Origin of the sequence: Pandoraea oxalativorans (assembly GCF_000972785.3) — a bacterium.
Lineage (GTDB): Bacteria > Pseudomonadota > Gammaproteobacteria > Burkholderiales > Burkholderiaceae > Pandoraea > Pandoraea oxalativorans.
Window position 1 is genome coordinate 529067 of sequence record NZ_CP011518.2, and the last position, 25206, is coordinate 554272.

Annotated in this window: 25 protein-coding genes and 2 pseudogenes; 7 read left to right on the forward strand and 20 right to left on the reverse strand. The window is 61.6% G+C overall.

The features are described 5' to 3' along the window. Window positions 1-25 precede the first annotated feature (25 nt). Window positions 26-1236, reverse strand: a protein-coding gene (locus MB84_RS26965) for an IS3 family transposase (RefSeq protein WP_157122856.1) whose coding sequence is annotated in 2 segments (ribosomal slippage) — window positions 26-921 and window positions 921-1236 — 1212 coding nt in all. Because the reading frame shifts where the segments join, the coding sequence is not laid out codon by codon here. Between the two features lie 95 nt (window positions 1237-1331). On the opposite strand from MB84_RS26965, the pseudogene MB84_RS26975 reads away from it, so the two are divergent. From MB84_RS26975 to MB84_RS31540, 3 genes and pseudogenes are all read left to right on the forward strand, one after another. Then, window positions 1332-1802: pseudogene (locus MB84_RS26975) on the forward strand (IS3 family transposase); the annotation flags it as partial. Window positions 1803-2095: 293 nt separating this feature from the next. Beyond that, the gene (locus MB84_RS26980; RefSeq protein ID WP_052654047.1) at window positions 2096-2299 is read left to right on the forward strand and encodes a cold-shock protein; all 204 of its coding nucleotides are present in this window, start codon (window positions 2096-2098) and stop codon (window positions 2297-2299) included. 462 nt (window positions 2300-2761) lie between these two features. After that, window positions 2762-2833 (forward strand): annotated as a pseudogene (locus tag MB84_RS31540) (biotin/lipoyl-containing protein); the annotation flags it as partial. A gap of 499 nt (window positions 2834-3332) precedes the next feature. Here MB84_RS31540 and MB84_RS26990 read toward each other — a convergent pair. From MB84_RS26990 to MB84_RS27075, 19 genes are all read right to left on the reverse strand, one after another. After that, a complete protein-coding gene (locus tag MB84_RS26990; protein WP_052654617.1) occupies window positions 3333-3686 on the reverse strand; it encodes a hypothetical protein in 354 nt (117 codons plus the stop codon). 48 nt (window positions 3687-3734) lie between these two features. Then, on the reverse strand, window positions 3735-4439 hold the full coding sequence (gene stbB, locus MB84_RS26995; protein ID WP_052654050.1) for a StbB family protein: 705 nt from the start codon (window positions 4437-4439) through the stop codon (window positions 3735-3737). Beyond that, window positions 4436-4894, reverse strand: coding sequence for a hypothetical protein (locus tag MB84_RS27000; RefSeq protein WP_052654053.1), 459 nt, complete (start codon window positions 4892-4894; stop codon window positions 4436-4438). The genes stbB and MB84_RS27000 overlap by 4 nt, the downstream gene beginning before the upstream one ends. A gap of 289 nt (window positions 4895-5183) precedes the next feature. After that, window positions 5184-8156 carry a MobF family relaxase gene (gene mobF, locus MB84_RS27005; protein WP_052654056.1) on the reverse strand — a complete coding sequence of 991 codons (2973 nt, stop codon included), beginning with the start codon at window positions 8154-8156 and terminating at the stop codon, window positions 5184-5186. A 10-nt stretch (window positions 8157-8166) separates the two neighbouring features. Further along, a complete protein-coding gene (locus MB84_RS27010) occupies window positions 8167-9729 on the reverse strand; it encodes a type IV secretion system DNA-binding domain-containing protein (protein ID WP_052654059.1) in 1563 nt (520 codons plus the stop codon). A 50-nt stretch (window positions 9730-9779) separates the two neighbouring features. After that, complete coding sequence (locus MB84_RS27015) at window positions 9780-10361, reverse strand: phospholipase D family nuclease (protein WP_425415935.1); 582 nt, start codon at window positions 10359-10361, stop codon at window positions 9780-9782. A 55-nt stretch (window positions 10362-10416) separates the two neighbouring features. Continuing rightward, entirely contained in the window at window positions 10417-11022 is a 606-nt protein-coding gene (locus tag MB84_RS27020; RefSeq protein WP_052654064.1) for a hypothetical protein, read from the reverse strand. 60 nt (window positions 11023-11082) lie between these two features. Continuing rightward, window positions 11083-12093 (reverse strand): lytic transglycosylase domain-containing protein, encoded by a 1011-nt coding sequence (locus tag MB84_RS27025; RefSeq protein WP_052654067.1) that lies wholly within the window; start codon window positions 12091-12093, stop codon window positions 11083-11085. Beyond that, window positions 12080-13102, reverse strand: a complete 1023-nt coding sequence (gene virB11, locus MB84_RS27030; protein WP_052654070.1) for a P-type DNA transfer ATPase VirB11 — start codon at window positions 13100-13102, stop codon at window positions 12080-12082. The genes MB84_RS27025 and virB11 overlap by 14 nt, the downstream gene beginning before the upstream one ends. Window positions 13103-13112: 10 nt before the next feature. Beyond that, window positions 13113-14342, reverse strand: coding sequence for a TrbI/VirB10 family protein (locus tag MB84_RS27035; RefSeq protein ID WP_052654073.1), 1230 nt, complete (start codon window positions 14340-14342; stop codon window positions 13113-13115). A 1-nt stretch (window position 14343) separates the two neighbouring features. After that, entirely contained in the window at window positions 14344-15141 is a 798-nt protein-coding gene (gene virB9 / locus MB84_RS27040; protein WP_052654074.1) for a P-type conjugative transfer protein VirB9, read from the reverse strand. Between the two features lie 63 nt (window positions 15142-15204). Then, window positions 15205-15879, reverse strand: a complete 675-nt coding sequence (locus MB84_RS27045; protein WP_052654077.1) for a VirB8 family type IV secretion system protein — start codon at window positions 15877-15879, stop codon at window positions 15205-15207. Then, entirely contained in the window at window positions 15876-16736 is an 861-nt protein-coding gene (locus MB84_RS27050; RefSeq protein ID WP_052654080.1) for a TrbL/VirB6 family protein, read from the reverse strand. The genes MB84_RS27045 and MB84_RS27050 overlap by 4 nt, the downstream gene beginning before the upstream one ends. Before the next feature lies 1 nt (window position 16737). Then, a complete protein-coding gene (locus MB84_RS29570) occupies window positions 16738-17136 on the reverse strand; it encodes a hypothetical protein (protein ID WP_084010144.1) in 399 nt (132 codons plus the stop codon). Beyond that, the gene (locus MB84_RS27055; RefSeq protein WP_052654083.1) at window positions 17129-17338 is read right to left on the reverse strand and encodes a hypothetical protein; all 210 of its coding nucleotides are present in this window, start codon (window positions 17336-17338) and stop codon (window positions 17129-17131) included. The genes MB84_RS29570 and MB84_RS27055 overlap by 8 nt, the downstream gene beginning before the upstream one ends. A 46-nt stretch (window positions 17339-17384) precedes the next feature. Then, complete coding sequence (locus MB84_RS27060; protein ID WP_052654085.1) at window positions 17385-18056, reverse strand: TrbJ/VirB5 family protein; 672 nt, start codon at window positions 18054-18056, stop codon at window positions 17385-17387. After that, window positions 18053-20704 (reverse strand): VirB4 family type IV secretion/conjugal transfer ATPase, encoded by a 2652-nt coding sequence (locus MB84_RS27065; protein WP_052654619.1) that lies wholly within the window; start codon window positions 20702-20704, stop codon window positions 18053-18055. Before MB84_RS27065 ends, MB84_RS27060 begins: the two co-directional genes overlap by 4 nt. 22 nt (window positions 20705-20726) lie before the next feature. Beyond that, a complete protein-coding gene (locus MB84_RS27070) occupies window positions 20727-21026 on the reverse strand; it encodes a VirB3 family type IV secretion system protein (RefSeq protein WP_052654088.1) in 300 nt (99 codons plus the stop codon). Beyond that, the gene (locus tag MB84_RS27075) at window positions 21023-21403 is read right to left on the reverse strand and encodes a TrbC/VirB2 family protein (RefSeq protein WP_052654091.1); all 381 of its coding nucleotides are present in this window, start codon (window positions 21401-21403) and stop codon (window positions 21023-21025) included. Before MB84_RS27075 ends, MB84_RS27070 begins: the two co-directional genes overlap by 4 nt. A gap of 399 nt (window positions 21404-21802) precedes the next feature. Here MB84_RS27075 and MB84_RS27080 point away from each other — a divergent pair, with 399 nt between their 5' ends. The 4 genes from MB84_RS27080 to MB84_RS27095 all read left to right on the forward strand — a co-directional run bounded on the left by MB84_RS27080 (window position 21803) and on the right by MB84_RS27095 (window position 25059). Further along, on the forward strand, window positions 21803-22078 hold the full coding sequence (locus MB84_RS27080) for an Arc family DNA-binding protein (protein ID WP_052654094.1): 276 nt from the start codon (window positions 21803-21805) through the stop codon (window positions 22076-22078). 179 nt (window positions 22079-22257) lie between these two features. Continuing rightward, window positions 22258-23619, forward strand: coding sequence for an MFS transporter (locus MB84_RS27085; RefSeq protein WP_065225896.1), 1362 nt, complete (start codon window positions 22258-22260; stop codon window positions 23617-23619). 1 nt (window position 23620) lies between these two features. Continuing rightward, window positions 23621-24211 carry a thiamine phosphate synthase gene (locus tag MB84_RS27090; RefSeq protein ID WP_052654096.1) on the forward strand — a complete coding sequence of 197 codons (591 nt, stop codon included), beginning with the start codon at window positions 23621-23623 and terminating at the stop codon, window positions 24209-24211. A 2-nt stretch (window positions 24212-24213) separates the two neighbouring features. Then, window positions 24214-25059, forward strand: coding sequence for a response regulator transcription factor (locus tag MB84_RS27095; RefSeq protein WP_052654099.1), 846 nt, complete (start codon window positions 24214-24216; stop codon window positions 25057-25059). The last annotated feature ends 147 nt before the right edge of the window (window positions 25060-25206 follow it).

The following is a 25206-nucleotide window of genomic DNA, read 5'->3' on the forward strand; positions in this document are numbered from 1 at the left end:
TGACCCTGTAAAACCGGACACACCATCACACTAAGGTTGCTGAATCCATCGAGCGCCGGAACTCGCGAGGCGAGCGGTATTTCAGCGCGCTATGGGGGTGCTTCTCGTTGTAATGCTCAAATGCAATGGCCAGATTGTGAGCAGCGGTTGCAGCATCCGGCTTCGGCATGAAGGCGACGTAGTCGCGCTTCATCGTTTTCACGAAGCTCTCGGCCATGCCGTTACTTTGCGGACTGCACACGGGCGTGGTCAATGGCTTTAGTCCGATGTTCATCGCAAACCGGCGCGTATCGTCAGCCGTATAGCCCGAACCATTGTCGCTCAGCCACTCGATTTCGGACGGCGTATGCACCTCGTTGCCGAACCGATTTTCCACTGCGGCCAGCATCACGTCGCGCACAATGTCGCCGCTGTGGCCTGCTGTCGTCGCCGCCCAGCTCATCGCTTCTCGGTCGCAGCAATCCAGCGCAAACGTCACACGCAGCGGCTCGCCGTTGTCGCAGCGGAACTCGAAGCCGTCCGAGCACCATCGCTGATTGCTGCGCGCGACGGCCACTTTGCCATCATGTCGACGGTGGGCTCGCGGCGCAATCGGTCGGCGCTGCGTCAGCAGCCCATGCGTTCGCATGATGCGATAAATGCGCTTGGCATTGAACGGCGCCAGTCCAACTGCAACGCGCTCGTTGCGCAACGTGCCCCAAACCCGCCGGTAGCCATAGCTGGGCAAATCGCCGACGACACGGCGGATTTCCTCGACTACAGTTTCGTCGTCGGTCGGCCTTGATTGCCGGCCATCGCGCCACGTCGCCGGACGCGACAGTCGTGCCGATACGTTCGAGCGCGACACGCCGAGAACTTCACAGACCAGTTTCACTGGCCGTCCTCCGGCAGCAAGGGCGAGTGCGCTATCCATTTTTTTGCTCGGCTGTATTCAACTGCTTCCCGGAGAATCTCGTTCTCCATTGTTTTTTTGCCGAGCATCCGTTGCAGCTCGCGAATCTGCTTGAGCGCATCAGCCAACTCCGATGCCGGAACCACTTCTTCGCCAGCCTTGACCGCTGACAGGCTACCGTCCTGGTACAGCTTGCGCCAGTGGAATAGCTGGTTCGGGTTCACGCCGTAATGGCGCGCGACCATTGAAACCGATTTTCCCGGTTCGAAACTCTCGCGAACCATCGACAGTTTCTGCTCCGCCGTCCAGCGACGCCGGCGCTCTGGGCCCGTCAACACTTCCATCACTTCCTGCTTGGTGTTAGTCAAAAACACAGTCTTATGCCTACCCGTTATTGTAAGTGGGTCGCTGTGTCCGGTGTTTCATGGGGCCGCTCCACTCCGAGTTCCAGATCCCGGCCGGGAAGGTATATCTATCGCCGATGATCGACTGCTTCGATGGCATGGTAGTCAGTTGGTCGATTGGCACAAGCCCCGACGCCGAGCTCGTGAATACCATGTTAGATGCGGCTATCGAGACCGTGACCGAGGACGATGAGAAGCCGATCGTACATTCCGATCGGGGTGGCCACTACCGTTGGCCTGGCTGGCTATCGCGAGTTGCAAAGGCTAATCTGATCCGATCCATGTCGCGTAAAGCCTGCTCACCAGACAATGCGGCCTGTGAGGGATTCTTCGGAAGGCTGAAGACCGAAATGTTCTATCCAGGGGACTGGCGTTCGACGACCATCGTGCAATTCGTAGAGGCACTGAACGCCTACATTCGCTGGTACAACGAAAAGCGGATCAAGGGCTCCCTTGGCTATCTCAGCCCCATCGAGTACCGTGAAAGCCTCGGGTTAACGACGTAAAACAGTCCAAGAAAATAGCCGCATCCCCGGTGGGTCAGATTTAAACCGGCGTTGACAGCTATGGCGATGCTCGGTCTGACACACACGGTAGACCTCGCAGTAGCGCTCCACGAAACGCCTTGACAGTACCAGCTTATCAATGTATTGTCGGCGCTGAAAGATTCAAGAAGCTCGATTGCTGATCATCATTTTTCTGCGTCCTCTCCTCTGCGCGGTATTCGCTGTCCTCTCCTCCTCCTTGAAATTTTTTGCGCTCCGCAACGAGCTTATTACGTTTATTTCAAGGAATTGTCATGGAAACCGGTACTGTTAAGTGGTTCAACGATAGCAAGGGCTTTGGCTTCATTACGCCGGATGCAGGCGGCGACGATCTGTTCGCTCACTTCTCCGAAGTTCGAGGCGAGGGTTTCAAAACGCTCGCAGAGAATCAGAAGGTGAGGTACGAGACCAAGCGTGGCCCGAAGGGTTTGCAGGCAGCAAATATCAGCCCGCAATAAAGTAATTCAAGGGCCGGTACACCGGCCCTTTGCTTGAATAGCATCCTCGCGGAGCTTTGCGCTCCCGATCTGATCGCACCGTTTCAAGGTGCGCATCGTTTGTCTTCTCGACACGATTCCTCTCTCGCTCCCACTTCGTAGTTATCCATTTGTATGGTGCTAAATGCCATGCAAGTCTCTCGCTTATCGCTTATGAAAAATAATAACCATAGCCACCATTACAACGGGTATTTAGTCTCCCCTTCCGCCTATCGGCTACCGGACGGCTGGTTTGCCGCCAACCTCTTGCTCGTGCGAAGTGACGTCGCTGAAGCAGAGTCAGCCGCCTATACGTTCCACGCGCTCGACTATTTCGTTAACGAAATGCAGGCACTTGGACACGCCTCCACATGGGCACGCGACTGGATCGACAATCGGGGGTAGTCAGCAATTCGTCTGCTGCCATCGCGCCCCTTCCTCACTGAGTCAGAGCAAGCCCTGATCACGCTGGAGTCGGACAAGGCAACGATGGAGGTGCCAAGCTCGGCCGCAGGGTAACGTGCGACGGACGCCGTGAGATTGACCGCCCCCGACGTCAGAATAGTTGTTGCCTCTGAATTTTTCTTATCAAGTAAAGGCAGAGGTGCAGGATGAAGGTGAAACAAACGTATTCTGTTGAGTTCAAGAAGCGAGCGCTGTCGAAGGTGCTGCAATGCGGGAACGGAGCCAACTTGGAGGGGGCCGCAAATTCGGACGCCGAGGCTGACACGCCGCGCATCGCTGTCGCGGGGGTGGACACCGACGAATTGCCGGGTAACGTTGTCCGAGCGTCGCGCGATACGAGAAATCAAATCGTGCGACGCTTGTCGTCGCAAATGGGATTTGCCCGGCTTCGGCCGGGTTTTTTATGTCACGGTGCTTGCAAAGCAGCCGGGGGACGCAACAGCCGGATGCCCGCACCGCTAAGTGCGCAATTGTCGCGGGCAAAAAAGCGCACGGGCAAGACTGGCCGAGGCGATGACGCGAGGGCCGCCCGTCTTTCAGTGTCCTCGCCTCAGAGGCCCGCCAGCCGGGCCCCGACGAATCCACCTACCGCCCCCGCAACCAACGCGAAGCCGACGAGCAGCAGCACGAAGCGCCGCGCCTTGCGCTCAAGCGCGAGGTTCGCCGCGACGAGCTGCGCCGCGCCATCATTGAGTTGATTGCCGATCTGCGCCGCCGCGTGGCGGCCAGCCTCGGTCAGCTTCGCGGCATTGTTGTCGATGACGGTCTCAAAGTTAAGCCGGGCGGCCAGAAACGCCTTACCGGCCGCGTCCGTGGTTGCCTGCTCCATCCTGGCGGCCAGCGTCTCATCCGCCTGCTCAAAGCGACGCACGAGCGCGTCCGCCTCCTGCAGCAGCTCGGCCATTAGCGCTTCGCGCGCGGTGGAGACATCAGTGGTCATGGCCCCTCCCGATCACCTGAACAACGCCCGGTAGACGTTCTCGAGGTTCTTGTGGGCGGATCTGGCGAGTCGCTGGGCGCTGATCATGCTCACTGCGCGCGAGCGGGTCGCTTCATCACTCGCTTCGCGCAGCACGGCCCGATAGTCCGTGTCATCGGCGACAACGTCGGCGACGGATTTGTTCAGTCCCCGCAGCCGCTCGAAAATCTCGTTTTTGAACACCACGGCGTCTGCTCGCAGCGTGAAGCTGCGGGTGTCTTCATGCAGGCCGAAGATCGTGCGAAACAGGCGCGGCACGTCGCTCGCGTCTTCGAGTTCGACCTTGTTGAACACCACGCGGATTTTCTGGGCCGGCACGCCGAGGCCAGCCAGTGTCTCAATCGTGTTCACAGTGTCGGTTTGTTGCTTTTTCTCGCTCACCGCAGGCACCACGAAATAGTCAAACTCGTCGTGCGACCCTTCGAATTGGCCCATCTGTTTGATAAATTCCTCGACGTTGGACGCGCCCACGTCGACGATGGCCGAGTCCAGCATCATCAGGCCCTCTTGCAGCCCGCCGTAGTCGCGGCCCTTCAGGCGCAGCGCGCCGGTGTCGGCCGAGCCGGCATTGAGAGTCTCGATCTCGAACCTCGGCGCGTTCATGCGCGGCGCGAGCAGATGGTCGACCAGCGTGGTCTTACCCGGATTTCCGCTGAAATTTAAGACGGCGACTTTCATTTTCGGCTCCTTTCTTTCTCTATCGCGATACGCTCATAGCGCGCGATCCGTTCGGCCAGTTCTGCCGGATCGGGCTTCATCAGACGATCGATCTCCTGCACCGAGAGCGGTTCTCGCGGCGGGGGAGGCCCGCTATCTGTTGCGGGCGGGACATTCTCCTGCGACACGCCCGCCTCGGGCCGGGGTGACGCCGGTGCCGCGGCCGTCCGTGAGTCGACAGGCTCTGCCTGCCGCCCCGCGGACTTTGCCCGACGCTGCTTTCGGTATCGATACAGGTACGTCTTGAGCGTCTGGAACGTCAGCTCGAAACCCGCATCTGTCAGTGCCCGGTGAATCGTGCCGAGCCGTACCCCTGCGGCGAGCTTCGCCTCGATCTGCGGCATCACTTCGCGTAATTGCGCCGCTTTCGTGGTCGGTGCGGTCTGCTGGATAGCCTGTTGCGCGTCGGTCTTCATTGTGAATTCGCCACCGTCGTCATGTTGTCCTCCACCTGTCCCCCGCTCGTCCTCTGTTTGTACCCAACCTGCCTACCTGATGTCCCCGCTTTGTCTTCTGTATGCCTTCTGTTTGTTCACGCTTTGTCCGCTTTCTGTCGCCGACACCCGACGGCCTTCGGCCTATATCGTATGAACGTCCTTAACCCTGGAGGTTTTTGGTCCCTTAACGGGCCCGAAAACCTCAATACACAGAACGCACCCCTTACGGGGTCCACCGGGGCGCCGCCCGCGCTTTGATGGCCTCGGGTTAGTCAAAGCGCCCGTACCCCGGCGGTTGCCTGCCGCGCGCCGGCGCCGTGCGCTGCGGCTCAAGCGGCCCAAGCGGCGCGCAGGGCTGTCGCGAGCGCGCCGACTGGCCGTCGAGCGCACCTTTTGGTGGCAACCCGGCCTCGCGCCGCGACAACTGTCGTTCGCGCTGGAGCGCCAGGGCCGTGCTCTTGTCGAAGCGCCGGGCAATGGCGTCCGGCAGCTCGCCCAGCGAATTCGTGTAGACGCGGGCCTCGCGCCGTGCTCGGCTGATGGCGACGTAATAAAGGTTCATCGACGTGGTGCGGCTCCTCGTATCGAGCGCAATCAGCGCCCGCTCACTGGTCAGGCCCTGCGCGCTATGAACGGTCGATGCGTAGGCGTACTCGAGGTGCAGCGGTCGGAGGGTCGGCAGCTCGAGCGAGCGCACCGGCCGCCCGTCGCGCTGCTCGAGCGATTCAAGCGTGAGCGCCCCGCGGCTCACACCGGCCACCCGCATGCGGTCGCCGTTGGTCAGGTCGCGCCCGGCATCGTTGCGATTAATTCGCACGGTATCGCCGACCGAGAGCTCGGCGCGCTCCAGATGGTAGACGCTGAGCCGCGTCGCGCAGCGCGGGTTGAGGGTGGCCGTCGTGCCGTCCGGGCGTCGCAGGAGCAGCATATTGCCCGGCAACGCCTCCCGGACGCGGTAAGTTTCGCCTCGCGTCAAACCGGCTTTCCGATAGTCTCGCTCCGGCTGTATCACCATGCCCGGCTGATAGCTCGGGGCAAAGCGACGCTGCGCCTGCGTCATGTCCACCCGCGTTAAAGTCTCGAACTCGCGGCCGACGCCCGTGAGCCCCAACGACTCACGCACCATGCGGTTGATCTCGCGGCGGGCATCATTGGTGCCAGCGACGATCAGCGTATCGCGGCGATCGGCCTCGGTGAGCGCGATGTAGTCGGAGACGATGGCGCGATGCCGCTCGGTCGGCTCCTTGTATTCTTTCACGTGGCTCACGTGCGCCAGCGACTGTGTGACGCGGCCCTCGGCGGCGTGTTCGACCGCGGCTTTGAGCGCGCGGTCTTCTTGCCGCGTAATCTGGCTGATGCGCGTGGTGGGCATACCGCCCTGCTGGAGCTGCGCGAACGGCTTGCCGGCCTCGATGGCCTCGGTCTGCTTGGTGTCACCGATCAGGACCATGCGCGCTCCGGCCTGCTCGACCGTGCGCATGAGTTGTTCCATCTGACGCGCGCCGACGACGCCGGCCTCGTCGAGCACGACGAGCGTCCGGGCGTTGACGGGCGTGTCCTTGGCGCGAAGAAAGCTCGCCAGCGTGTGCGCGTCGAGTCCCGCGCTCCTGAGCATCTTGACCTGATTGCCGTACGGCGCGAGCGCGACGGTGCGGTAGCCCTCCCCGTCGGCCGACGCGTGTCGGATGAGCGCGACCGCCTGATTGACGGTGTAGGTTTTCCCGGTGCCGGCGTCGCCCTGAATGCCGACGAATCGGTGCGGCGTGGCGACGACGGTCTCGACCGCCAGACGCTGGTCAGCGTTCAGGGGGGAGCCCTCGAGCGCCGTTTTGACCGCTGCGGCGCTCAGGATCGGCGCCAGGGCGGCGCGGCCGGCATGCTCAATGGCGAGAATCGCCCTCTCACGCGCAAGCGCTTGATGCGTCGTATAACGCCTCTCCACCGGCACGAGAGAACCGCGCCGAATGGCATGGGCGACATATTCGCGCGCCGCTTTGGGCGTGCATCCTTTGCTTTCGCGCAAATAACACGCCCAGCCGGCCGATGAGAGCACCGGAGCGTCGGTGGGCCCGGGCGCGGGTGTCGCCATGCGGTACGCCGGCACCGACTCGATCAGGGCCCCCTGGGCGACCCGCCGCCGAATCTCGGTCCGTACCTCTTCCATACCCGCCAGCCCGACTGCGCGGCGCAGGGCCGTCGCCGTGAGCGTACTTTCGCGCACCACGGCCTCACGCTCGGTGAGGTGATTAATCGCGTACTGCACCACCGCCTGCGCCGGCGTGAGGCTTACGGGCAGGCTCATTGCCGCCGCGCGATCGAACGCGCCGCGCGGACCGTCGCCGCGCCCGTCAGGCGGCGAGCGAGCGCCATAATCGATGCCCAGTTCGCGGCTTTTCTCGATCCAGTACTGTTTGACGATCTGCCGGTCGGATTCGTCTTTACGCTGCCGTGTGGCGAGTGCCATCACCTGTTTTTCCAGGGTACTCGCGCTCGCGCGCGTCTTGCCCTCATTCGCCAGCGCCTGCTCGATGATGTGACTTCGTGCCGAAAACGCCTCAATCTGCTCGCGGCCGAGGTGGGCCAACTCAAAATTGCCCTTGTCGTCCACCACGCGAATTTGATAACCGATCGCCAGGAGCCCCTTAGCCAACTCCGCCTGGTAAATGGCATCGATCGCCTTTTTTGCGCCGAAAATGTCCTCGTTGGACAGCGCGCGCCACGCGCCGTCGGCGCGCCGCGTCATGTTTAACACCACGGCGTGCGTGTGCAGTTGCGGGTCTTTGGCGCGGCTCATTTCGTGCCGGAATTTGCCGATGACCAACTTCCCGGTCCGCTCGTGACAACTCTTGCCCTGGACCTTCTTGCGCGCCTTGGCGAGCCGCTCGACCTGCTCGAGGGCGCGCGTGACGGCGCGGTCATGCGCGGCACTGACCTGCCGGTCACCGGCGACAAGCGCCTGCATCGACACCGACTTGGGGGCCGAAAACGTGAGGTCCAGCCCCATACGCTTTTTGTGAGCGCTCCTGTCGAACGTCGTCTGGATGCGCTCGCCATTGGGCATCTGTCCATCGAGCAGGCGCGAAAACTGGGCCTGCTCGATTGGCCCGGTGAGCCCGAGCAGCCGTGCCGCTTCGCCCTGCCACTCGCCGCAATGTTCCTTGGCGTAGTAATCGTCGGCGGCTGCGAAATAATGCGCCGCCGCGTATTGGTTGTTGCCGCGAATCGGGGTCACGTTGAGCATGGCGCACTCCTTACTTGACCTCGATCGCCGCTGCGCGATGCGGATAGTTCACATAGGGCAGCGTGATGCGGGCAATCGGAAAGTCCTCGGCAAACATGACGTAGCCGTGCAGATCGCGCAGGTTCGAGATTTCCGAGTCGAGCACGACCGGCTCGGGCGGACTGGCGAGCACCTGGCGGCTGAGGCCGGCCCCGCCCCGGCCGGCGTTGGACGTGACCTGGACGCGCTCGACGTGCTGCTTGCCGAGGATCTCGCTGGCCTTGTCCGCATTCAGCGCGTTCGACGCGCCGAAGATCAGATAGTTGCGAAAGCACGCGAGCAGCGTCTTGGCCGCGTCCGTGCCGTACGCTTCGTCGAGTTGCGCCCAATCCTGGATCGTGCCGACCATGCGCAGTCCGTGCTTGCGCCCCTTGGTGGCGGCCGGGACAAACGACTCAAGCTTGCCGAGCGACTCCAGCTCGTCGAGAAACAGCCACAGACGGGCGCCGGTCATCGGCGCATAGCTCAGGATCGTGGCGCAAATCGTGTCGATCCACGCGGCCACCAGCGGCCTTTGCGCCGTGCGCATGTCTTCCCGCCACGTGATGAACAGATTGCCGGCATGCGGGGCGTGCACCCACGTGTGCAGCGAGAAGTCGCCCTGGCTCATGAAGCGCAGCGGGCGCACATACTTGTTCATCATGAATTGGATTGAGGCGATGGCCTTCTCGGCGTTCACCCGAAAGTAGCCTTGCGAATCGGTGTTCTCGAGAAATTCGCGGATCGCCTCGCCATCCTCTCGCACCAGCAAATTTACGAGCCTGTCCTGATCGGGCGCGTCGGTCTCGACGAGCTTGCGCATGGTGTCGGCGAGCACGTCGCGCGCGTAGGCGCACCATTGCTCATCATTCGGATCGACCTGCGGCGGGATCACGCTCTTGGCCATGCGGTCAAAGTCATGCACGCCCTTGACCTCGTTAAACAGCGTCCAGCCTGCCGTGCGGCGGTCGAACGGGTTGAGAATCGTGTCCCCGGGAAAGGCGAACTTTGAATAGAACGTGCCATTGGGGTCGATCACCGCCATCTTGTCGCGCCGCTTCACGGCCGAGGCGATCATGCTCTCCATGGCCACGGACTTGCCCGCGCCCACGGACGCGCAAATGAGCGTATTGCGATTCTCCAGACGGATCGGCATCGGCATAGCCCCGACCATGATGGGGGCCAAAGCGGTCGCGGCCTCATCGTCCTTGCGCCGACGCCGGTTCTCGCGACGGTTGGCCGCGTTGACCTGACGCTTGACGCGATGCCAGTTCGCCATGCGGGCGCCGCGCATCCAGCGGCGATACGGGGCGCCGCGGAAGCCGTCGTCACCGTATTCGTGCACCACGTAAGCGCTCGCTGCGGCGAGTCCCAACCCGAGCATCGCCCCGCCGGCGATCAGCGGATGGTGCGGGGTCATCCGCAGCACGGCGGTGAGTGCTTCGGGTAGCGGGCGAAGCGGGACATGCGCCGCCCACGCACCTGCGAGCCAGCCGGCGATCGGCAGACTGACGCCAAAGAGCAGCGTGGCATTTTCGACCTCATGTTTCTGCATCACTGGCTCCCGATGGTGGGATGGTTTCGCCGGCCGGCGGCCGACCTATGCTAGTCACTCGGCCGGTACGGCCGGCCTTGCTCCCAGCGGCTTTGCCAGTGCGCAAGATACTGAGCGGCCAGCACGGGGTAATTCCACAGGACCAGCACGTTTTCGCTATTGCGCTTTGCGGCCCCCACGGTGAAATTGAAGCTCCCCGTCTCGACGTGCAGGCCGTCGATGACCACGTATTTGTCGTGATGGACCGCGTAGACGCTGACCGTGCGGGTCGCAACGCCGGCGTTGACCAACAGGTTGAGCGCCTGCCGGGACGCGGTCGAACGGGTGCCCTTGTCATCGACTATGACCGCCACATCGACGCCGCGCCGCTTCGCATCGAGCAGGGCGCGGACCACGGGCGGCGACGTGAAGAGGTAGCCAGCCAGGCGGATGGACGTAGTCGCGGCCCCCATCGCCTTGAGCACCAACGCTTCGCCGCCTGCCTCCGGCGAAAAAGCAACTTCCGCGACGCGAGCGGCTTCGGCAGTCGGCGCGCGCGCTGCGGATCCCGGCTCGGCGGAGGCCGTGTTATACCCGCCGGCTAAGCCGTCAAACGTGAGGCCGTGCGCCTCCGTCACAAAGGCGAAGGCCAACCAGGCGGCGCAAACGATAGATCGACGCATCACTTTTCCTCTCTCGCTCTCTCGGTCACCAGCGCACGCGCTGTTGCCGAACGTTGTTGATAAACACGTCAATGGCACGCGGATTCTGGGGCGGCTGCCAGAGCACCTGCTCGAACACGTTGACCGTGACACTGTCGTCATAGCCGCCAATGGTATAAGTGCCGACCGGCTTGCCGACGCAGGCGCGCGGGCCTGTCCCGCCGCCACTCTGGCCACTTTGCGACTCGGAAATCTGCGGTTGACCGCTTAACGTGTACTGCCCGCTGCCGTCCCAGCCTCTCCCGCCACTGCCGGGGTTGCCGCCATTGCCCACATTGCGCCGGCCCTGCACGACGTAGGCGCCGCGTGTGGCCGGCCGCAGCGGCGGAGGACATGGGTCGTAAGGGTCGTAGACCTGGCGGGCATAGCTGCCACCGTCGTTGCCATCCGCGAGGTCGCATGTCGGAAACGGTCGGCCCTTGTCCAGATCGTGGTAGAGCCGGTCGATCGGCGCCACGCATTCGGCGACCCCTTGGGGACCACCGTTCGATGCCGGATTCGCCAGGCACAACAGCACCTTGCAGCCAAAGTCGGAAGCGTGCGCGGAGGCGGCAGCGCCCACGATGAGCAGTGCGATAAGCCGATTCTTCATCGCGTTGTCTCCTGATTTTCATATGCGAGCCAAGTGAGCTGTCTTTGGGCCACACGTCGCTCAATTCGCAAACTGCACGAAGGGAGCTTCCTTCTGAACATTGTTCGCCGTGGGGCGCTTTGTCCGCACCGCGCGTGCCTCACGAGGCGCGCCGACTTCTGGCCGGGCCACGGTGGCGTCGCGCGCGCCCTCGGCGCCTTTCAAATCCGCCGTACCTGACGTCACCCGTCGGACTTGCACCGCGGGGCTATCGGGCGTTCCGCCTGTCGAAAACGCGGACGAGGGCGTCGCCCGCTCTTCGTGCGATGGTGCGTCCGCGAAGAAAACCCATTGCGGCGGTGCACCGCCAGACTTGGCCGATCCCGCAGCCGCCCCGGCCGCCGGTAACGCCGGAATCGCCCCTTCGCTGCCGGGTGGTTGGGTCGCTTCGAGTGGCTCGATCGCCGGCACCACCGGGATCGGCGGCACCGCATCACTGGCGTGTGCCACGACCTTCTGCACATAGCTGGGCTGCCCCGCTTTGTCCGGGCGGAATCCGCGCGCAAAGTTGCCTGAGTAGTAGCAGCTGAATGCGGCGCGCAAGGCGTGCTGGTCGTCGCGCATTTGCGCCTTGGCCCGCGCATAACAATCCCTGAGGATGGCACCGCCCGTTTTGAGGTTGCGGCATGGATCGAACACCGTTTCGTAGGTTTCGCCGTACCTCGCAAGGTTGCCGCGATTCACCTGCCCGAGCCCCATCGAGAAATTGAAGCCCTTGCGCGCTAACTCGCGAGCCGTGGCGACCGCTTCGGCCAGATTGCGAGGCTGACGCTCGAGGCGCGCACCCACCACGCCGATGGCATAAGGGTTGCCCGAGGATTCCGTGCTCACCACGCCTCGCAGCGTGGACGGGTGAACGTCCGGCGCGCACTGAGCGGCCAAGGTCTCGAACGGGGTCTCGAGCAACGTCGCCGGCGGCTGCGATTGTGGCTGTGTCGGCGTGTGCGCACGCGCGGCGCATGGCAGCATCGGCAGCGCCACCACCACAGTGAGTACGCGCGCGGCGGTCGCCTTCCCGTTAAGCGCCTTCATAGAGGATCTCCGAGACGTAGCGGCAGCCATCCGCAGCGCGCTTGAACTGCACCACCACCTGTATCAGCGACTTCGCATACGCGATAATCTGGTCGCGGCTCATCGCCGCGCCGAAGCGCATCACCATTTGTGAGAGGCGCTCGTACATCAGCTGCGGACTGTCCGCGTGAATCGTCGTAATCGAGCCGGCGTGCCCGGAGTTAAGCAACTCGAGATAGGCATACGCTTCCGCACCGCGCAGCTCCCCCATAATCGGCCGGTCGGGCGTGAGGCGCAGCATCGCTTCGAGGAGCTCTACGGCCGTGACGCGCGCCGCCCCTTGCCCGCCTCTCGAATACAGCATGTGCAGACAGTTACGCTGGCGCGGCCGGATTTCGCGCGCGTCTTCGATGGTCACGATGCGCTCATGCTCCGGAATCTCTTTGAGCAGCGCGTTAAGTAACGTGGTCTTGCCGGCGTTCGCGCCGGCCGAGATCACAATGTTCTTGTGCGCGCGAACCGCGCCGCGCAAAAACGCTTCCCACTTGCGCCCCCGGTACAATTCCCGCAGCCGTTCGTCCGAATCATCGCCGTCCTCGAGCGGCGCGTTCACGCGATCGAACGCCCCCTGCTCGCAGTATTGATCCAGCCCGATATCGAGCAGCGTGGGCTTGCGAATACACAGCGCGATGGTCTTTTCCTCGACGGCCGGTGGGCGCACGACCTGCACGCGGTAGCCGCCGCGCTCGGTGTCATCCACGCCCTCCGCCAGATTGATCGGCATCGTGGCCGCCAGCAGTGGCCGCTCCCGATCGGTTTCCTGATTGGTGTACGCGGCGGTCACCTCGGCCAGCGATTCGAGCAGCCGGTAGGTCAGCTCCGGCACATCGACGTGCTGCATATAGCGTTGGCCCTGCCGGCCGATCCACACTTCCCCGGGCCGGTTGATTGCGACTTCGGTGATGCCAGGATCATCGAGATAGTCGGTCAGCAGCGAGAGCTTGGCGCGAAACGAAGCGATCTGTGACATGGGCCGGCCCTCACTGGATGAACGTCACGCCGCCATGCTTTGCGGCGGCGCGGGCAGCATCGATATCTGCCTGATAGACCGGCGTGAAATCGAGATCCTGGTTCACGTAAATGCGCACGCGCGAGCCGGCCGGCACGGTGATGGTGGGCGCGATGTTGATATACGGCTGAAGCACCGACTGCGAGGTTTGCGCGGCCGCCTGCTGCACCGACTGCCGATAGGCGGCCGCGGAGTTGTACTGATCGACCGGATTCACCCCGACGGTCGCAGCGCCCGCACCGATGATCGACAGCAGCGCGGACATGCCGAAGACCTCCGCAAAATGCGTGTCCACAAGACCGCCCATACCGGACGTGCCAAGCTGGTCGGCGCCGGCGCTGTCGAGCGCCACCTCGACGCCGTCGGGTCGGCGCACCGTGTTCCAGATCACGAACAGCCGGTCCTGCCCCTTGCGCACTTCGGCGCTGTACACACCGCACACGCGCGAACCCCAGGGAATCAGCTTGTGCCGGTCCTGTGCGCCGTACACGTCACGCTGCACGGTCGCACACACCATGCCGGGCAAATCGGAGATCGCGCGCGGCTCCAGCACGGCCTCAATGAGCTTGCCTTGCAAAATCTTGTAGGGCAGGTTGTCGATCTGGTGCGCCTGACCGACGGCAACACCATTCCCCGAGACGGCCCGTGCGAAGCGCGAATTCGGATCTTGCGCGCCGCCACCCCCACTGCCGCCACCGAGCGCACCGGCATGGGCCTGCCCTGCCTCGCCGCGCACGCCGGCCGCTGGGTTGTTGGTATTCGGCGCGATGATGGCCGACTTCATGCGCGCTTCGAGCATGCGGCGCGCCTGTTCCTGCCGTTGCAGCTCCATCTGTTCGCGCTGGGCGGCCATTGGGTCATCGCCGGGCGTCGCGCTCGCCGGCGTTGTGGCCGGCGCGGCGGGCGCGGCGGGTGCGGACACCGCCACCGGTACGCCGGCCCCCTCCTGATCCTTGAGTTTCGGCACCGGCTTACGCTCGGCAATGCTCAGCTCGCTGTTACCCGCCGGCTTCGCCGGTTCGCTACTGACGTGCTTGATGTACCCGGCAGCAGCGAGCACGGCCGCCGCGACTGCGACCATGGCGATGCCGCCCGCCTTCTTCTTGCGGCCATCGGCCACCAGCGAATGATGGTGGTGCTGTTCCCACTCGCGCACGGCCGCCTCGCGGTCCTCCTCGGGTTCTCCGGCAGGGTCGCTCATGTCAGTTTCCCCCTCCGGGATGCGTCGGATTGCGCGCCGGAGCCCTCACCGAACCACCGAGCGCACGCTGATACGGATTGGCGTTGTTCTGCACGCACAGATACGCGTCGCCATTGCGCAACGTGAAGAGGCTCGCCGTGCGCTCGACCACCAGGTACGTGCCTTCGCGCCGCGTGTTGACGATGGACTCGGTCCCGTCCGGCCCCACGGTGTACACGGTCGGGATCTCGGCGTTCTGGTCGAACAGGAAGTAAGTGAATTGACCGTCATCAAAGGCGCGAGTCAGCCGGATGGCCGACTTATTGCCCGAGGTGCCGTAATCGAGATTGAGCTTCGACGGGTCGAAGCCGTGGTTAGATCGGCCCGTACCGCCTGACTGGCCCGTGTTGGTATTCGGATAGATGAAGCGCACCAGGAAGGTCTGCGAAGCGCGGTTCTTCGCGCTCATGAGCTTGAAGTAATACGTGCGCTTGTCCGTAATCACGGTCAGGTTCGTGGCCGCGTTCGGCTCGACCGGCTTGATGAAAAGGCGGTTCTGGTACGGCACCGTCTGCCAGGCGATCGAGTCGCCTACGGTCACGACCTTGACCGTCTCGTCGTCGGCGAATTCGATCGAGGTCTGATAGCCATACGTGCCGACCAGCTCATAGACCTGATTGGGATCGTAGGCCACCTGTTTCACCCGATCGTCGGTCACCAGCTGTTTGGGCTTTTTGGCGGCCCACGCCGGGGCCAGCGCCAGCGGCACGCAGACACCGCCCAGAAGAACAAGCGCGAGGGACGCAGCGTTGGGTTTCATGGTCGGTGTCCTTGCTGAATTCGATGACGGGTGCCGGTCATTGACGTCGATTATTAACGCAGGTTACTGCCGGCTCAGTTCCTGATCTTTGCGATACGCCGTCGCGGCGAAACCCAGCGCGTTTTCCCAGCGATCGCCCAGCGCGAGCGGTTTGAACGTGAAGGTGTAGCGCACCAGCGCGGTGTAGTACTCCGTCTTCGGCTCCGTGCCAGCTTTCTCGGTAATCGACTGAAACGACACCTGATAGGCATCTTTGCCCAACGAGGTAATGCCGGTGATTTTGGGATAACGTCGCCCCCCCTGCCCGACCAGGTAGTACGGGTTTTGCGAGTTCTCCGCAGCAGTTTCCGCGTCGTACTGGCGCGCCACGTCGGGCGTGGCGTGCAGCCGGCACAGATCGGCAAAGCGCTGTCGCCATGCCGGATCGAAAGTGTTGCAGTCCATGATGAAGTCGTACACCTGGCTCTGAACGAAGCTCTCCTGTCCTGTGATCGTCTCCCGGTCCACCACCTGTTGTTTGAGTACGTGGCCGTTGGCATCCATCACGGACACGACGGGGATCACGGTATGGATGGTTGCGAGCACCGTGATGGCGCTCGCCATGCCGCCGACGACGAAGAGCAGCAGACCGATGAACAGATAGGCGCGGTTTCGCTCCTGCTTGAGCTTGTTCGAGCCGCCCAGTTGCAAACTTTGGGTATTGGCGTCGCCTTTGAAAGTGCCACGTCCGAAATTCATCTGACCGCCCCTTTCGAGAGCGCCATGCGCACGATCATCATCAACACGCCAGTCGACGACGAAGCACCACCCGCAAGGGCCGACGCCCACCCGCGAACGCCCAGCATGAACAAGATCAAGACGCCTTCCACGAGGACGAGCTGAGCGGTTTGCTCACTGGTTGCCAAATTTTCAGACTGCGCGACCATTCCCGCCGTCGCGATGGCATCGCCAAACGCCATATAACCAAAGCGAACAATGGCGATGACCAAGATGTAAATGAAGCAGAAATTCAGCATCATGCTCAGCCAGTTCATGAACCACTGTCGCGTTTGCGGAAACATCAGAAAACCGATAAACAAGGGGCAAAGCACCATCGTGATCGCCAGCCCAAACTTGGCGATGGTCATATAGACGAGCGCGAGAACAAACAGAAGGGAGTTCAAGGCGAACAGAAAAATGCCGTCACAGATCATGGCGAATTGATAGAGGTCCAATGCACGAAGCCGTGTAGAAACGGCATCCACATTGCTATACAACGCATCAAGCATCGAGGCCGTGGGCTGCCCGGCCATAATCGTTGCCGCGGTGCTCTCCATGAACGACACGAAGGCGTTGTAGAGCTTCTGTGCCAGACCGCCCCAGCTGAGCGTGCCGAATACCGCCACCGTCATGACGCATTTCGCGAGGAAGTCTTTCCACTGGAAGCTGGCATATCCGGCATAAACCTGGTAGCCAAAGATCGCCCAATAGAGCACGGCAGCGAAGTAAAGCGGAGTCGAGATTGCATCTGCGATGGCCGGGTACGTTTGCGACAGAAACGATTGGGTGACCCCGTCCGCAGCCCCCACCAAGCCATGTAAGGTCATGTTGGCCATCCTATTTCGCTCCCATCACTTCTTGCCAATGCGCCTTGACCCGAGGATCAAGCACGTCGTTACGACTGATTGACGCGCCGGTATAGTGGGCAACACGGTTGCGTATTTCGCCAATGCAAAATGTGAAGTTTCGGGCCGTGGGATCGGCATTTTCGAAGAGAATTTCCCCGCAGCGGATGGGATAAAGGGGAACCCACCGGCCCAATTGCCGTCGACTAGCGGTCAGCAGCGGATTGTCAGCTGGCACGACACGTACACGGCTGTCATTCGATGGTTGGGGCGGTACGCTGAAAGCGCTGGCGTCCGGTTCCGCTGACTGCCTCGGAAGGAGGTAGTACACCGCTCCGCCGATGGCCACAGCCATCGCAAAGCCAGATACGACCATCCAGACGCTACGCATGGGTCGTCCCTCCGAAGCTGCCCGTGTTGAGCCGGTTGAATTCGCAGCCACACGGCGACTTGTCGAACTTGTTCGGTGTGCTCGCGCAGCCCGAAAGGAGTGCTGCGAGAACCAGCATCATGAACAGACGCCAACTCTTCCTGACGAGCAGGATCATTGGCCACGTCAGCACGATCGCGGGCAAAAAAGCGAAAAATTTCATGATGGCGGCTCCTTGTTGGCTGTTGTGTCTCACAGGCGAGGACGGCTCACTGTCCGGAGCGGCGGAAATACTTCTGCGTCGCGGCCGTCGCCTGGTTCTGCTCGTTCACCATGTTCGCTTGCAGATTCATGTTCATCGTATTGAGCTTGGCCATCGCGCTCTGCAACATGCCGTTCTCGCTCGAAATGCGGTTTTGCAGATCCTGTGCGTCCTTGATGTTCGTCGTGACGTCGATCTGCTGGCTCAGGCGTGCCAGATTGATCAGGTGCGTCTGGACTTCCGAATACAGCGCGTCGCCACCGGCGAGCGCAGCACGCACGGCATCGGTACTCATCTTGTACGACGTGGCGTCCTGCGCTTGAGGATTGGCAAAAACATCCTGCGGCATCGTTTTGATGAGCTTCTCGTAATCGGCCTGCTTCGAGGCGAACGCGCCGCTTTGCTGCTGCGCGACAACTTCCTGCCACGATCCCGGCACCACCGACGCCGCATGCAGGGCATCGCTCAGGCCGATTTGCCCGCGGCCGTAGGTGCCCGTGATCGCCGCATACTGGCTCTTGAGCGTTTCGTATTGCTGCTCCAACTGTTTGAACTGCTGTTGCAACTGAAGCACCGTCGCCTCGTCGAACGTCGGAATGCCACCCGCGGGCGCGGGCGCGGAGATCCCGAGTGATGCCCCTGCAACCGCAACGGTGAATGCTACGTGAGCGTTTTTCATGCGCGTGCTCCTTGGCTCGTGAGGTTGTGCGCGAGGTTGTGGGTGTTGCGCGCCAGCGCGCGTTCCATAAACACCGGCCCCCAGACCTCGGGATCTTCGGTGCCGAATTCACGCATGAGCTCGTGCATGAGCGCGACGCCCTTATCGTTCGAGGACAGCACCGGAATGAACTCCGGCAAGTCGGACAGATCGAACACCGCCCGGATCGACTCGTTGCCGCGCCGGATCAGAAACTTGTAGGCTTCGGGTGGGGTGTCCCGAATGAAGTCGTACTCCGCGGGCGTGAGCTCGAGCTCGTCGATCAGGTCCGCGCGGCTCGCGTTGCCGTTGGGCAGATACAGCTTGGTCGCCGTCTGCTTCTTGATCGAGTCGGTTTCGCTGTAAAGAAATTTGGCGTCGGGGGTGACGAAACCGAGAATGCCGTTCTTGCGGCGAATCTGCATGAGGTAGCTGTCGATCTTCTCGCGCCAATAGGCGTGCTTGACGAGGTTTTGCCCTTCCTCGAGCACGATGATGAACGGCTCGCCGTTCATCGACTGCTCGATGCGATGAAATGGGTAGCTCAGCACTACGGGCAACTCCGGGCGGGCAGTGCCATCCTTGATCAGTTGCCGCATCTCGTAGCAGTAATGCCGGCACGTACGCAAATCGATGTTGTCGGTCTCGTTATCGAACACGCCCGCATTCGCGCCCGCAACGCCGTTGGCGCCGTGCCACACGCGCATGTCTTTGGCGAGCTCGCTCTGGCCAAAGCACCAGGCCACGTTGCGCAACCGGCGGTCTTCGACGGGCAGTTCGTAGTTCTCGGTCACCGCCGACTTGAACCGGTCAATGTCATCGGGAACCAGCTTGCCGCCGTAGCAGGTGCGCATCAGCGTGAGCAGTTCGACCAGATAGGCGCGGTTCTCGGGCGTATCGGGCAGGCTGAACGGGTTCCAACCGGTCGTGCCCTGCACGGAAAGCGTCGTGTGCCGACCACCCATCATGCACATGAATACCTTGGCGCCTTCTCGGTTGTCGAACCAGAACACGCGCGGCAACGCTTTGTCGGCCATCGTCACCAGCGCGGCCAGCAGCGTGGTCTTGCCCGCGCCGGTGTCGGCCGTGAGAGCGAAATGGCCAGCTACCATCCCCTCCATCTCGCGATGGAAATTGAAGTAGTAGGCCGTGCCGCTCTCGGTCTCGAATGGCATGATGGCCGGCCCCCACAGGTTCTCGTCGATCTTGCCCACTGCAAAGTTGTGCAACGACGCAAAGCCGGCGAAGTTGCCCGACTTGATCTTGCCGCGCCGGCCCATGAAGTGTTGCGCCTGACCCGGCAGTTGCGCCCAGAAGAACGTTTCCAGGGCGAACCATTCGCGCACGGGCTTCACGCCGAGATTCACAAATGCCTTCTTGAGCAAGCCGACGGCGGCATCGAGCTCGGCTATCGTTTCACGTCGGTTATCAAGGGCATCAACACGCTTCACGGTGGCCGGGACATGCACCAGCATGGTCAAATGATGCAGGCCGTTGACCGAGCGACCGCGCGTGAGGTCTTGTAGCCCCCGCGTGATCTCGTCCTTGTCTTCCTCGGCCACGCCCTCGTGATCGTTGACCGCCAGGCGCCGACGCTCCTGACGCATGTCATGCTCAGCGCTGATGCGGTCGGTAAAGAAGAACGATTGCGTGATGATGTACTCAACCGGCTGCTGCAAAAATTCGTCGAGCATGCGCGAGGGCGTGCGCGACGGCCACTCGGCCATGCTCAGCATCGCTGCGGCGCGCGTACCGCTGAGGTTCTGCACGGCCATCATGTTGCTGACCATCTTGAAATCGACCCACGAGACGGCCAGCGTGCGATCAAGCGGCAGCTCGGTCACGGGCACGCGCTCGTCTTCAAGATTGATCAGGTAGTGCAGAAACGCCCCGATCTCGGTGTAGTTTTCCCCGAGATAGTCGAGCACTTCGTCACGGCCATAGGTCTCGCGCTGGCCGAGATCCGTCACAAACTTGTGCCAGTCGAGTTTGAACTGCTCGATCGCGACGCGCGCTTCGGCCGCACTCACGATGTCACTCACCCACTGTGGCCGGCGCTGAACTCGCAGCTTGCGCGCGCCATAGGCCGCCAGCGTCTGCACCACAAAGTTAGACGCCTCATGAACGTCCTTGGCCTGTTCCTCGAACGATGCCAGATCGTCTTGCGTGAGCTTCTCGCCTGATACCAGCGAGAACAGGCGATCGAGCACGCCGGGCGCGCCGTGGCGAAAGCGGTTGCGAACGATCGAGATATAAATCTCGTTCACGTAGAACGAGCGCTGGCGATAGCGCTCGCGCCAGGCCGCATTGAACTTGCGCGCGAACCACGTTCCGCCCTCGCCTGCCGGATACTGGTTCACCTTGCGGCGAATCAGATGGACGTAGATGCCCCGGTCGCTGTTGGCGATCGAGCGCAGCACGGTATTACGCCGGGACTCGAACTGACGGATCTGCTCGGCGCTCAACGATTCGAAGTAAAGGCCGTCCACCTTGACGACCTGCACTAGCCCGTCATCCTTGGTGATGACGGTCTCGTCATCGTAGTGCACGGTGTACGGGACCATGTCGCTCAGCGCCATTTCCCTCGCGTCGGCACTGGCTCCGGGCGGGACCGGCATCGACAGCGACAGGTCGAATTTGGCTTTGAGCACATCAGCGAGGCGCATAGCGTCGGCACTCCCAAAGCCTTTGGTTCGGACACGCTTTCAAATGGGTGGCGGCCGAAAGGATGTCGAACAGGTACACGTCTTTGAGGCAAACCAGATAGCTGATCAGCAACAAGACCGGAATCAATGCCGCCGCCCACAGCGAGCGCGTGATTAACGCGGCCATGCCGGGAAAATAGAAACTCATCGCCAGACTGGCCAACGTGAGGCCACCTACCATCGTAGGCCGGGTCATCGCCGCGACAAGCGGCTCCCCTTCGTCGAGAAGCGGGGCGTCCTGGCTCATACCGAGCCCCCGGCACGGCTTTTGAGGTCGGACACGATGTTTGGCGCGAAGAATACGAGCCCGATGCCCAGGCCCCAGCCACCGAGCGCCATCATGTCGATGCGGCCCGTTTTCCAGCGGTAGCCCTGGATCGCAAGCGTGATGATGCCGATGTAGTAGCCCCACTCGTAGATCAGCAGTTGCGTGACCGATTTCAGGAATTGTGTGATGCCATCAAAAGCACCACCGCCGGCGCTTTGGGCGTTGGCCAACCCGGGAAGCAACACGAAGGCGACGACCAGCAAGTTCACCGTCAGTTCGAGCGCCTTGTCGACTTTGTCACTGGGGGGAAGATCGATTTTCCCCTGTCCCTGTTTACGAGTTCCATGCTCTTTCATAGCGTTCACCCAATTGTGAATTGCATCAGAAAAATGCTAGGTCAGCCGCTTTTCGCTTGGTGTTGGCCCAGGTTTTTAATATGTACTCCTATTTATATTAGCTATCGTTGGAGCGTGCTTTAGCTGCTCCTGCTATCTGTTGTTTCTATCGTCGGGACGTGGCTGAACCGGTGATGGCGGTTCCGCAGCGGCCTGCATACGAGCCCTCAGTTCAACAACGAGTTGCGCATTTCTCGAACGCTGTTCGTCCTTGGCCCGCGTAACCAACCAGTCATGGAGCGCCCTCGGAATGCGATACTGCGAACGAAAGACCTCCTCCATTCCGCCCCCTTAGTTTAGTCACTATAAAGTGACTAACAGTCACTATACGTCGTTGTCTCGGCAGTGTCAAATAGACGCATGGAAGATACCCACCGCTCTCAATACCGCCTGCCTTGGGCCCTCTATGAGGCACTGAAAGCCGCGGCCGAAAAGAACCGCCGCCCTTTGAATGCCGAGTTGGTCGCCCGCCTGGAAACGACGTTTCCCCAACTCAGTGTTGGCGCGTCTGCCGAGACCCATCAGCTTTACGACACCGTCTCGAAAATGACATTGGCCGAGGTCATGACGCCGGCCGAGCTAACAGCGCTTGCTGAGCGAATGGTGCAAATCGTCTCTGGCCGTGGCACCAGATAGTCACGCCGTGGCCATGAGGGAATTCTCTACCACGGACAGCGGGGAACACATGAGTAAAAATTACGTATAGCGGGGGCGATAAGACGGTCCGGGGAGCGATAGCAACAGGCGTTCTCCCGAGGTCAACCCCTTCTGGTCACATGATGCGGGGAAACGAACGCAACGGCAGACGGTGACTGATGCACGCTTCAAAATTCGGTTCGACGCATTCTCTTCGCTATTCGGATTACAAGGCCATCGCTTTCGTGGCGTTGGGCGGGACGCTCGAATTCTATGTCTTCGTGATCTTTGTCTTTTTCATAGAGACGGCCGGCACACTCTTCTTCCCTGCCACGATTTCCGATTGGCTGCGCCAGCTGCAGAGCTTTGGCATCTTCGCGGCAGGCTATCTGGCCAGGCCGCTCGGAGGGGTGGCTATCGCCCATTTCGGCGATTTGGTTGGCCGCAGGCGCACTTTCCTGTTTAGCCTCAGCCTGATGGCGCTGCCAACACTGGCGATCGGGCTACTGCCCACCTACGATCAGATCGGGCTGTTTACCCCCGCCATGCTCCTCGTATTGCGCCTGATGCAAGGGGCCGCCGTCGGGGGCGAGATGCCTGGAGCGTGGGTATTTGTCGCGGAGCACGTGCCAAGCATGCGGCTCGGTCGTGCCTGTGGGATCGTCGGGGGAGGCGCGTGTGCCGGTCTGTTATTCGGATCGGTAGCAGCCTGGGCCATCCATCGATTCCTCACACCCGATGAAGTGCTTCGCTACGGCTGGCGGCTTCCGTTTTTGCTTGGGGGCATACTGGGTGTCGCGACAGTTTGCCAATGCCGCAGATTGCGTGAGACGCCGGTGTTTCAGGCACTCCAACGAAACACTACCCGCCCCCGTGACGCCCCGCTGACAACACTTGCGCGCCGCCATCAGTGCAATGTCCTGCTCTTGATGTCGCTCTCGGCGGTGGTCGCGACGACTTTCGTGGCGGTGATGTTGATGACGCCGACGCTGCTGCAAAAGCAATATTCGCTCCCATCGGCTGACATTTTGGCGGCGCACTGCGCGGCGATCCGCGCACTCATCCTGGGGTGCGTGGCGGCAGATGCCTTGGTCGATTGCGTTGGCCAGAGAACCACGTTGACATGCGGATTTGTATTGGTCGCGGCCAGCAATTACGGGTTGAATGTCATCGCGTCACACCACCCCGCCTGGCTCCTCGCGCTTTACCTTCTCACCGGCTTTGCCCTTGGCACGGTCGGCGCCATGGGCGCGGTACTCATCCGTGCGTTTCCGCCCTCGGTGCGCTGCACGGGAGTCTCATTTTCGTACAACTTACCGTACGCATTGTTGGGCGGCATCACCCTCATTTGCGCATCGTTTTTATCGGCGCTGACACCGCTGGGCCCCGCCCACTATGTGGCCGCTGCGTGCGCGTTCGGGGTTCTTGTCGCGCAGACCGCCGCCATCAACGATAAGTCAGCAGGCCCCCGCCCGGCCGTGGCTAGCCACAGCGGCAACCAGCCCGATCACGATTCCCCTCACCCTTCTCCGAGAACGTGACATGACCCCCTCTTTCCTTCCCGATGTGTACCAGGTCACCCCCAACCCGAGCGAGCCACCGGAGTTCGAACCGTTTCTCTCCCATCTGCGCGCCACCTTGAATTCAGGGATCAAGCTGGTGCAACTTCGCGCCAAGCAGACGCCCCTGCACGAACGCATTATCGTTGCTCGAAAAGCCGTTCGTTTATGTCACGACCACGGGGCCATGATGATATTGAATGGAACAGTCGATGACGCGCTACAGGTTGGCTGCGACGGCGTCCACCTGGTCACTAATGCCATGATGCAACTGTCAGCGCGCCCCACCACATCCATACTGGTTTCAGCGGCCTGCCATAGGGCCGAGCACGTGGCGCACGCGGACCGACTCGGCTTGGACTTCGTGACGCTTTCCCCGGTGTTGCACACCCTGACACACCCCGAGTCGACCCCAATGGGTTGGGAGCGCTTCGCGCAAATCGTCGCCGGGGCACGTATCCCCGTCTTTGCGCTCGGCGGCATGACCCCGGATATGCTGGACACGGCAAAGCGTCGCGGAGCCCACGGAATTGCCGCGATTCGCGCCACTTGGCGTACGGACTCGGTCGTCTAAGATTGGCAGACGCCAACGAGTTTATTTGCGCGGAGGACACCATGACGATGGCAAGCCTTTCATCCGATACCCTTGAAATATGCCGGCCGTTCTTTATAGAAACTGGCATCAATGCGTTCTCTTACTCGAGGTTCTATGCGGACGGCACGCGCGCCGAGCTCTGGAGCGATTTTCAAGCGCTCGAGCACACCTTCTTCACCGCGCGCTACGTTGCGGGTACCTATACGCCCCAGTATTACGGGACCTCCGAGCGGCATTCGCTCATGCGCGAGAAGGTAGAAGCATACCCAAGCGAGCTCCGTGACCGCTTTCGTCAGCAACTGATTGATCAGCGGGAGTTTTTTAATCACGATCATTGTCTGGTCACGGTCAATCACAATGCAGACTTTGCCGAGTACTTTTGCTTTTACATGCCGCGCAGCATGACGGGCGCTGCGAGTTTTTATCTCAATAACATCGATCGGCTAGATGCTTTTTCTCAGTATTACGTCAATGTTGGGAAAAAACTGATTTGTCAGGCCGATGATTTTCTCATCGATAATCGCGCGACGCGCAACGCGCCAGACGCCCGAGCACCCACGACCACAGACGTCACGAGCCCTGGCCCGATGCGCAATGGGCGAGAGTCGATGCGCCAACAGTGTCGTTCAGGAGGTGAGTGGTCCCTGCTCACGACGCGCGAGCGAGAGATCGCAAGGTTGCTTCTCAGAGGTGTCGTGATGAGGGAAATTGCCATGTCTCTCGGTATCTCCCCTCGCACGGTCGAGCGTCACGTCGACAATATGAAGACGAAATTGAATTGTTATAGAAAATCAGAACTCATCAGCAAACTGTACCTACCTTTTTAAGCGACAACGTTCTGCGCTGCCGCGTATGCATACTGCGAGTGACGTTCAGCTCCTTGCAAGAGTTGCTCAGGGCTGGGCTGGCCCTCGGAAGCGTCCCTATAGTGTGGTTCGTTTCAAGCCGGAAGCTTGGCGGCCTGCCTCTCGTTC

What these genes read in the sequence shown, in the direction of transcription:
- mobF (WP_052654056.1), bottom strand. Translation starts at nt 8,156, where the DNA reads ATGCTCAACGTGACCCCGATTCGCGGCAACAACCAATACGCGGCGGCG.
- MB84_RS26980 (WP_052654047.1), top strand. Translation starts at nt 2,096, where the DNA reads ATGGAAACCGGTACTGTTAAGTGGTTCAACGATAGCAAGGGCTTTGGC.
- MB84_RS29570 (WP_084010144.1), bottom strand. Translation starts at nt 17,136, where the DNA reads ATGCGTAGCGTCTGGATGGTCGTATCTGGCTTTGCGATGGCTGTGGCC.
- MB84_RS27045 (WP_052654077.1), bottom strand. Translation starts at nt 15,879, where the DNA reads ATGAATTTCGGACGTGGCACTTTCAAAGGCGACGCCAATACCCAAAGT.
- stbB (WP_052654050.1), bottom strand. Translation starts at nt 4,439, where the DNA reads ATGAAAGTCGCCGTCTTAAATTTCAGCGGAAATCCGGGTAAGACCACG.
- MB84_RS27020 (WP_052654064.1), bottom strand. Translation starts at nt 11,022, where the DNA reads ATGAAGAATCGGCTTATCGCACTGCTCATCGTGGGCGCTGCCGCCTCC.
- MB84_RS27060 (WP_052654085.1), bottom strand. Translation starts at nt 18,056, where the DNA reads ATGAAAAACGCTCACGTAGCATTCACCGTTGCGGTTGCAGGGGCATCA.
- MB84_RS26990 (WP_052654617.1), bottom strand. Translation starts at nt 3,686, where the DNA reads ATGGCCGAGCTGCTGCAGGAGGCGGACGCGCTCGTGCGTCGCTTTGAG.
- MB84_RS27075 (WP_052654091.1), bottom strand. Translation starts at nt 21,403, where the DNA reads ATGAAAGAGCATGGAACTCGTAAACAGGGACAGGGGAAAATCGATCTT.
- MB84_RS27070 (WP_052654088.1), bottom strand. Translation starts at nt 21,026, where the DNA reads ATGAGCCAGGACGCCCCGCTTCTCGACGAAGGGGAGCCGCTTGTCGCG.
- virB11 (WP_052654070.1), bottom strand. Translation starts at nt 13,102, where the DNA reads ATGTCACAGATCGCTTCGTTTCGCGCCAAGCTCTCGCTGCTGACCGAC.
- MB84_RS27055 (WP_052654083.1), bottom strand. Translation starts at nt 17,338, where the DNA reads ATGAAATTTTTCGCTTTTTTGCCCGCGATCGTGCTGACGTGGCCAATG.
- MB84_RS27050 (WP_052654080.1), bottom strand. Translation starts at nt 16,736, where the DNA reads ATGGCCAACATGACCTTACATGGCTTGGTGGGGGCTGCGGACGGGGTC.
- virB9 (WP_052654074.1), bottom strand. Translation starts at nt 15,141, where the DNA reads ATGAAACCCAACGCTGCGTCCCTCGCGCTTGTTCTTCTGGGCGGTGTC.
- MB84_RS27025 (WP_052654067.1), bottom strand. Translation starts at nt 12,093, where the DNA reads ATGAAGGCGCTTAACGGGAAGGCGACCGCCGCGCGCGTACTCACTGTG.
- MB84_RS27010 (WP_052654059.1), bottom strand. Translation starts at nt 9,729, where the DNA reads ATGCAGAAACATGAGGTCGAAAATGCCACGCTGCTCTTTGGCGTCAGT.
- MB84_RS27035 (WP_052654073.1), bottom strand. Translation starts at nt 14,342, where the DNA reads ATGAGCGACCCTGCCGGAGAACCCGAGGAGGACCGCGAGGCGGCCGTG.
- MB84_RS27080 (WP_052654094.1), top strand. Translation starts at nt 21,803, where the DNA reads ATGGAAGATACCCACCGCTCTCAATACCGCCTGCCTTGGGCCCTCTAT.
- MB84_RS27000 (WP_052654053.1), bottom strand. Translation starts at nt 4,894, where the DNA reads ATGAAGACCGACGCGCAACAGGCTATCCAGCAGACCGCACCGACCACG.
- MB84_RS27090 (WP_052654096.1), top strand. Translation starts at nt 23,621, where the DNA reads ATGACCCCCTCTTTCCTTCCCGATGTGTACCAGGTCACCCCCAACCCG.
- MB84_RS27085 (WP_065225896.1), top strand. Translation starts at nt 22,258, where the DNA reads ATGCACGCTTCAAAATTCGGTTCGACGCATTCTCTTCGCTATTCGGAT.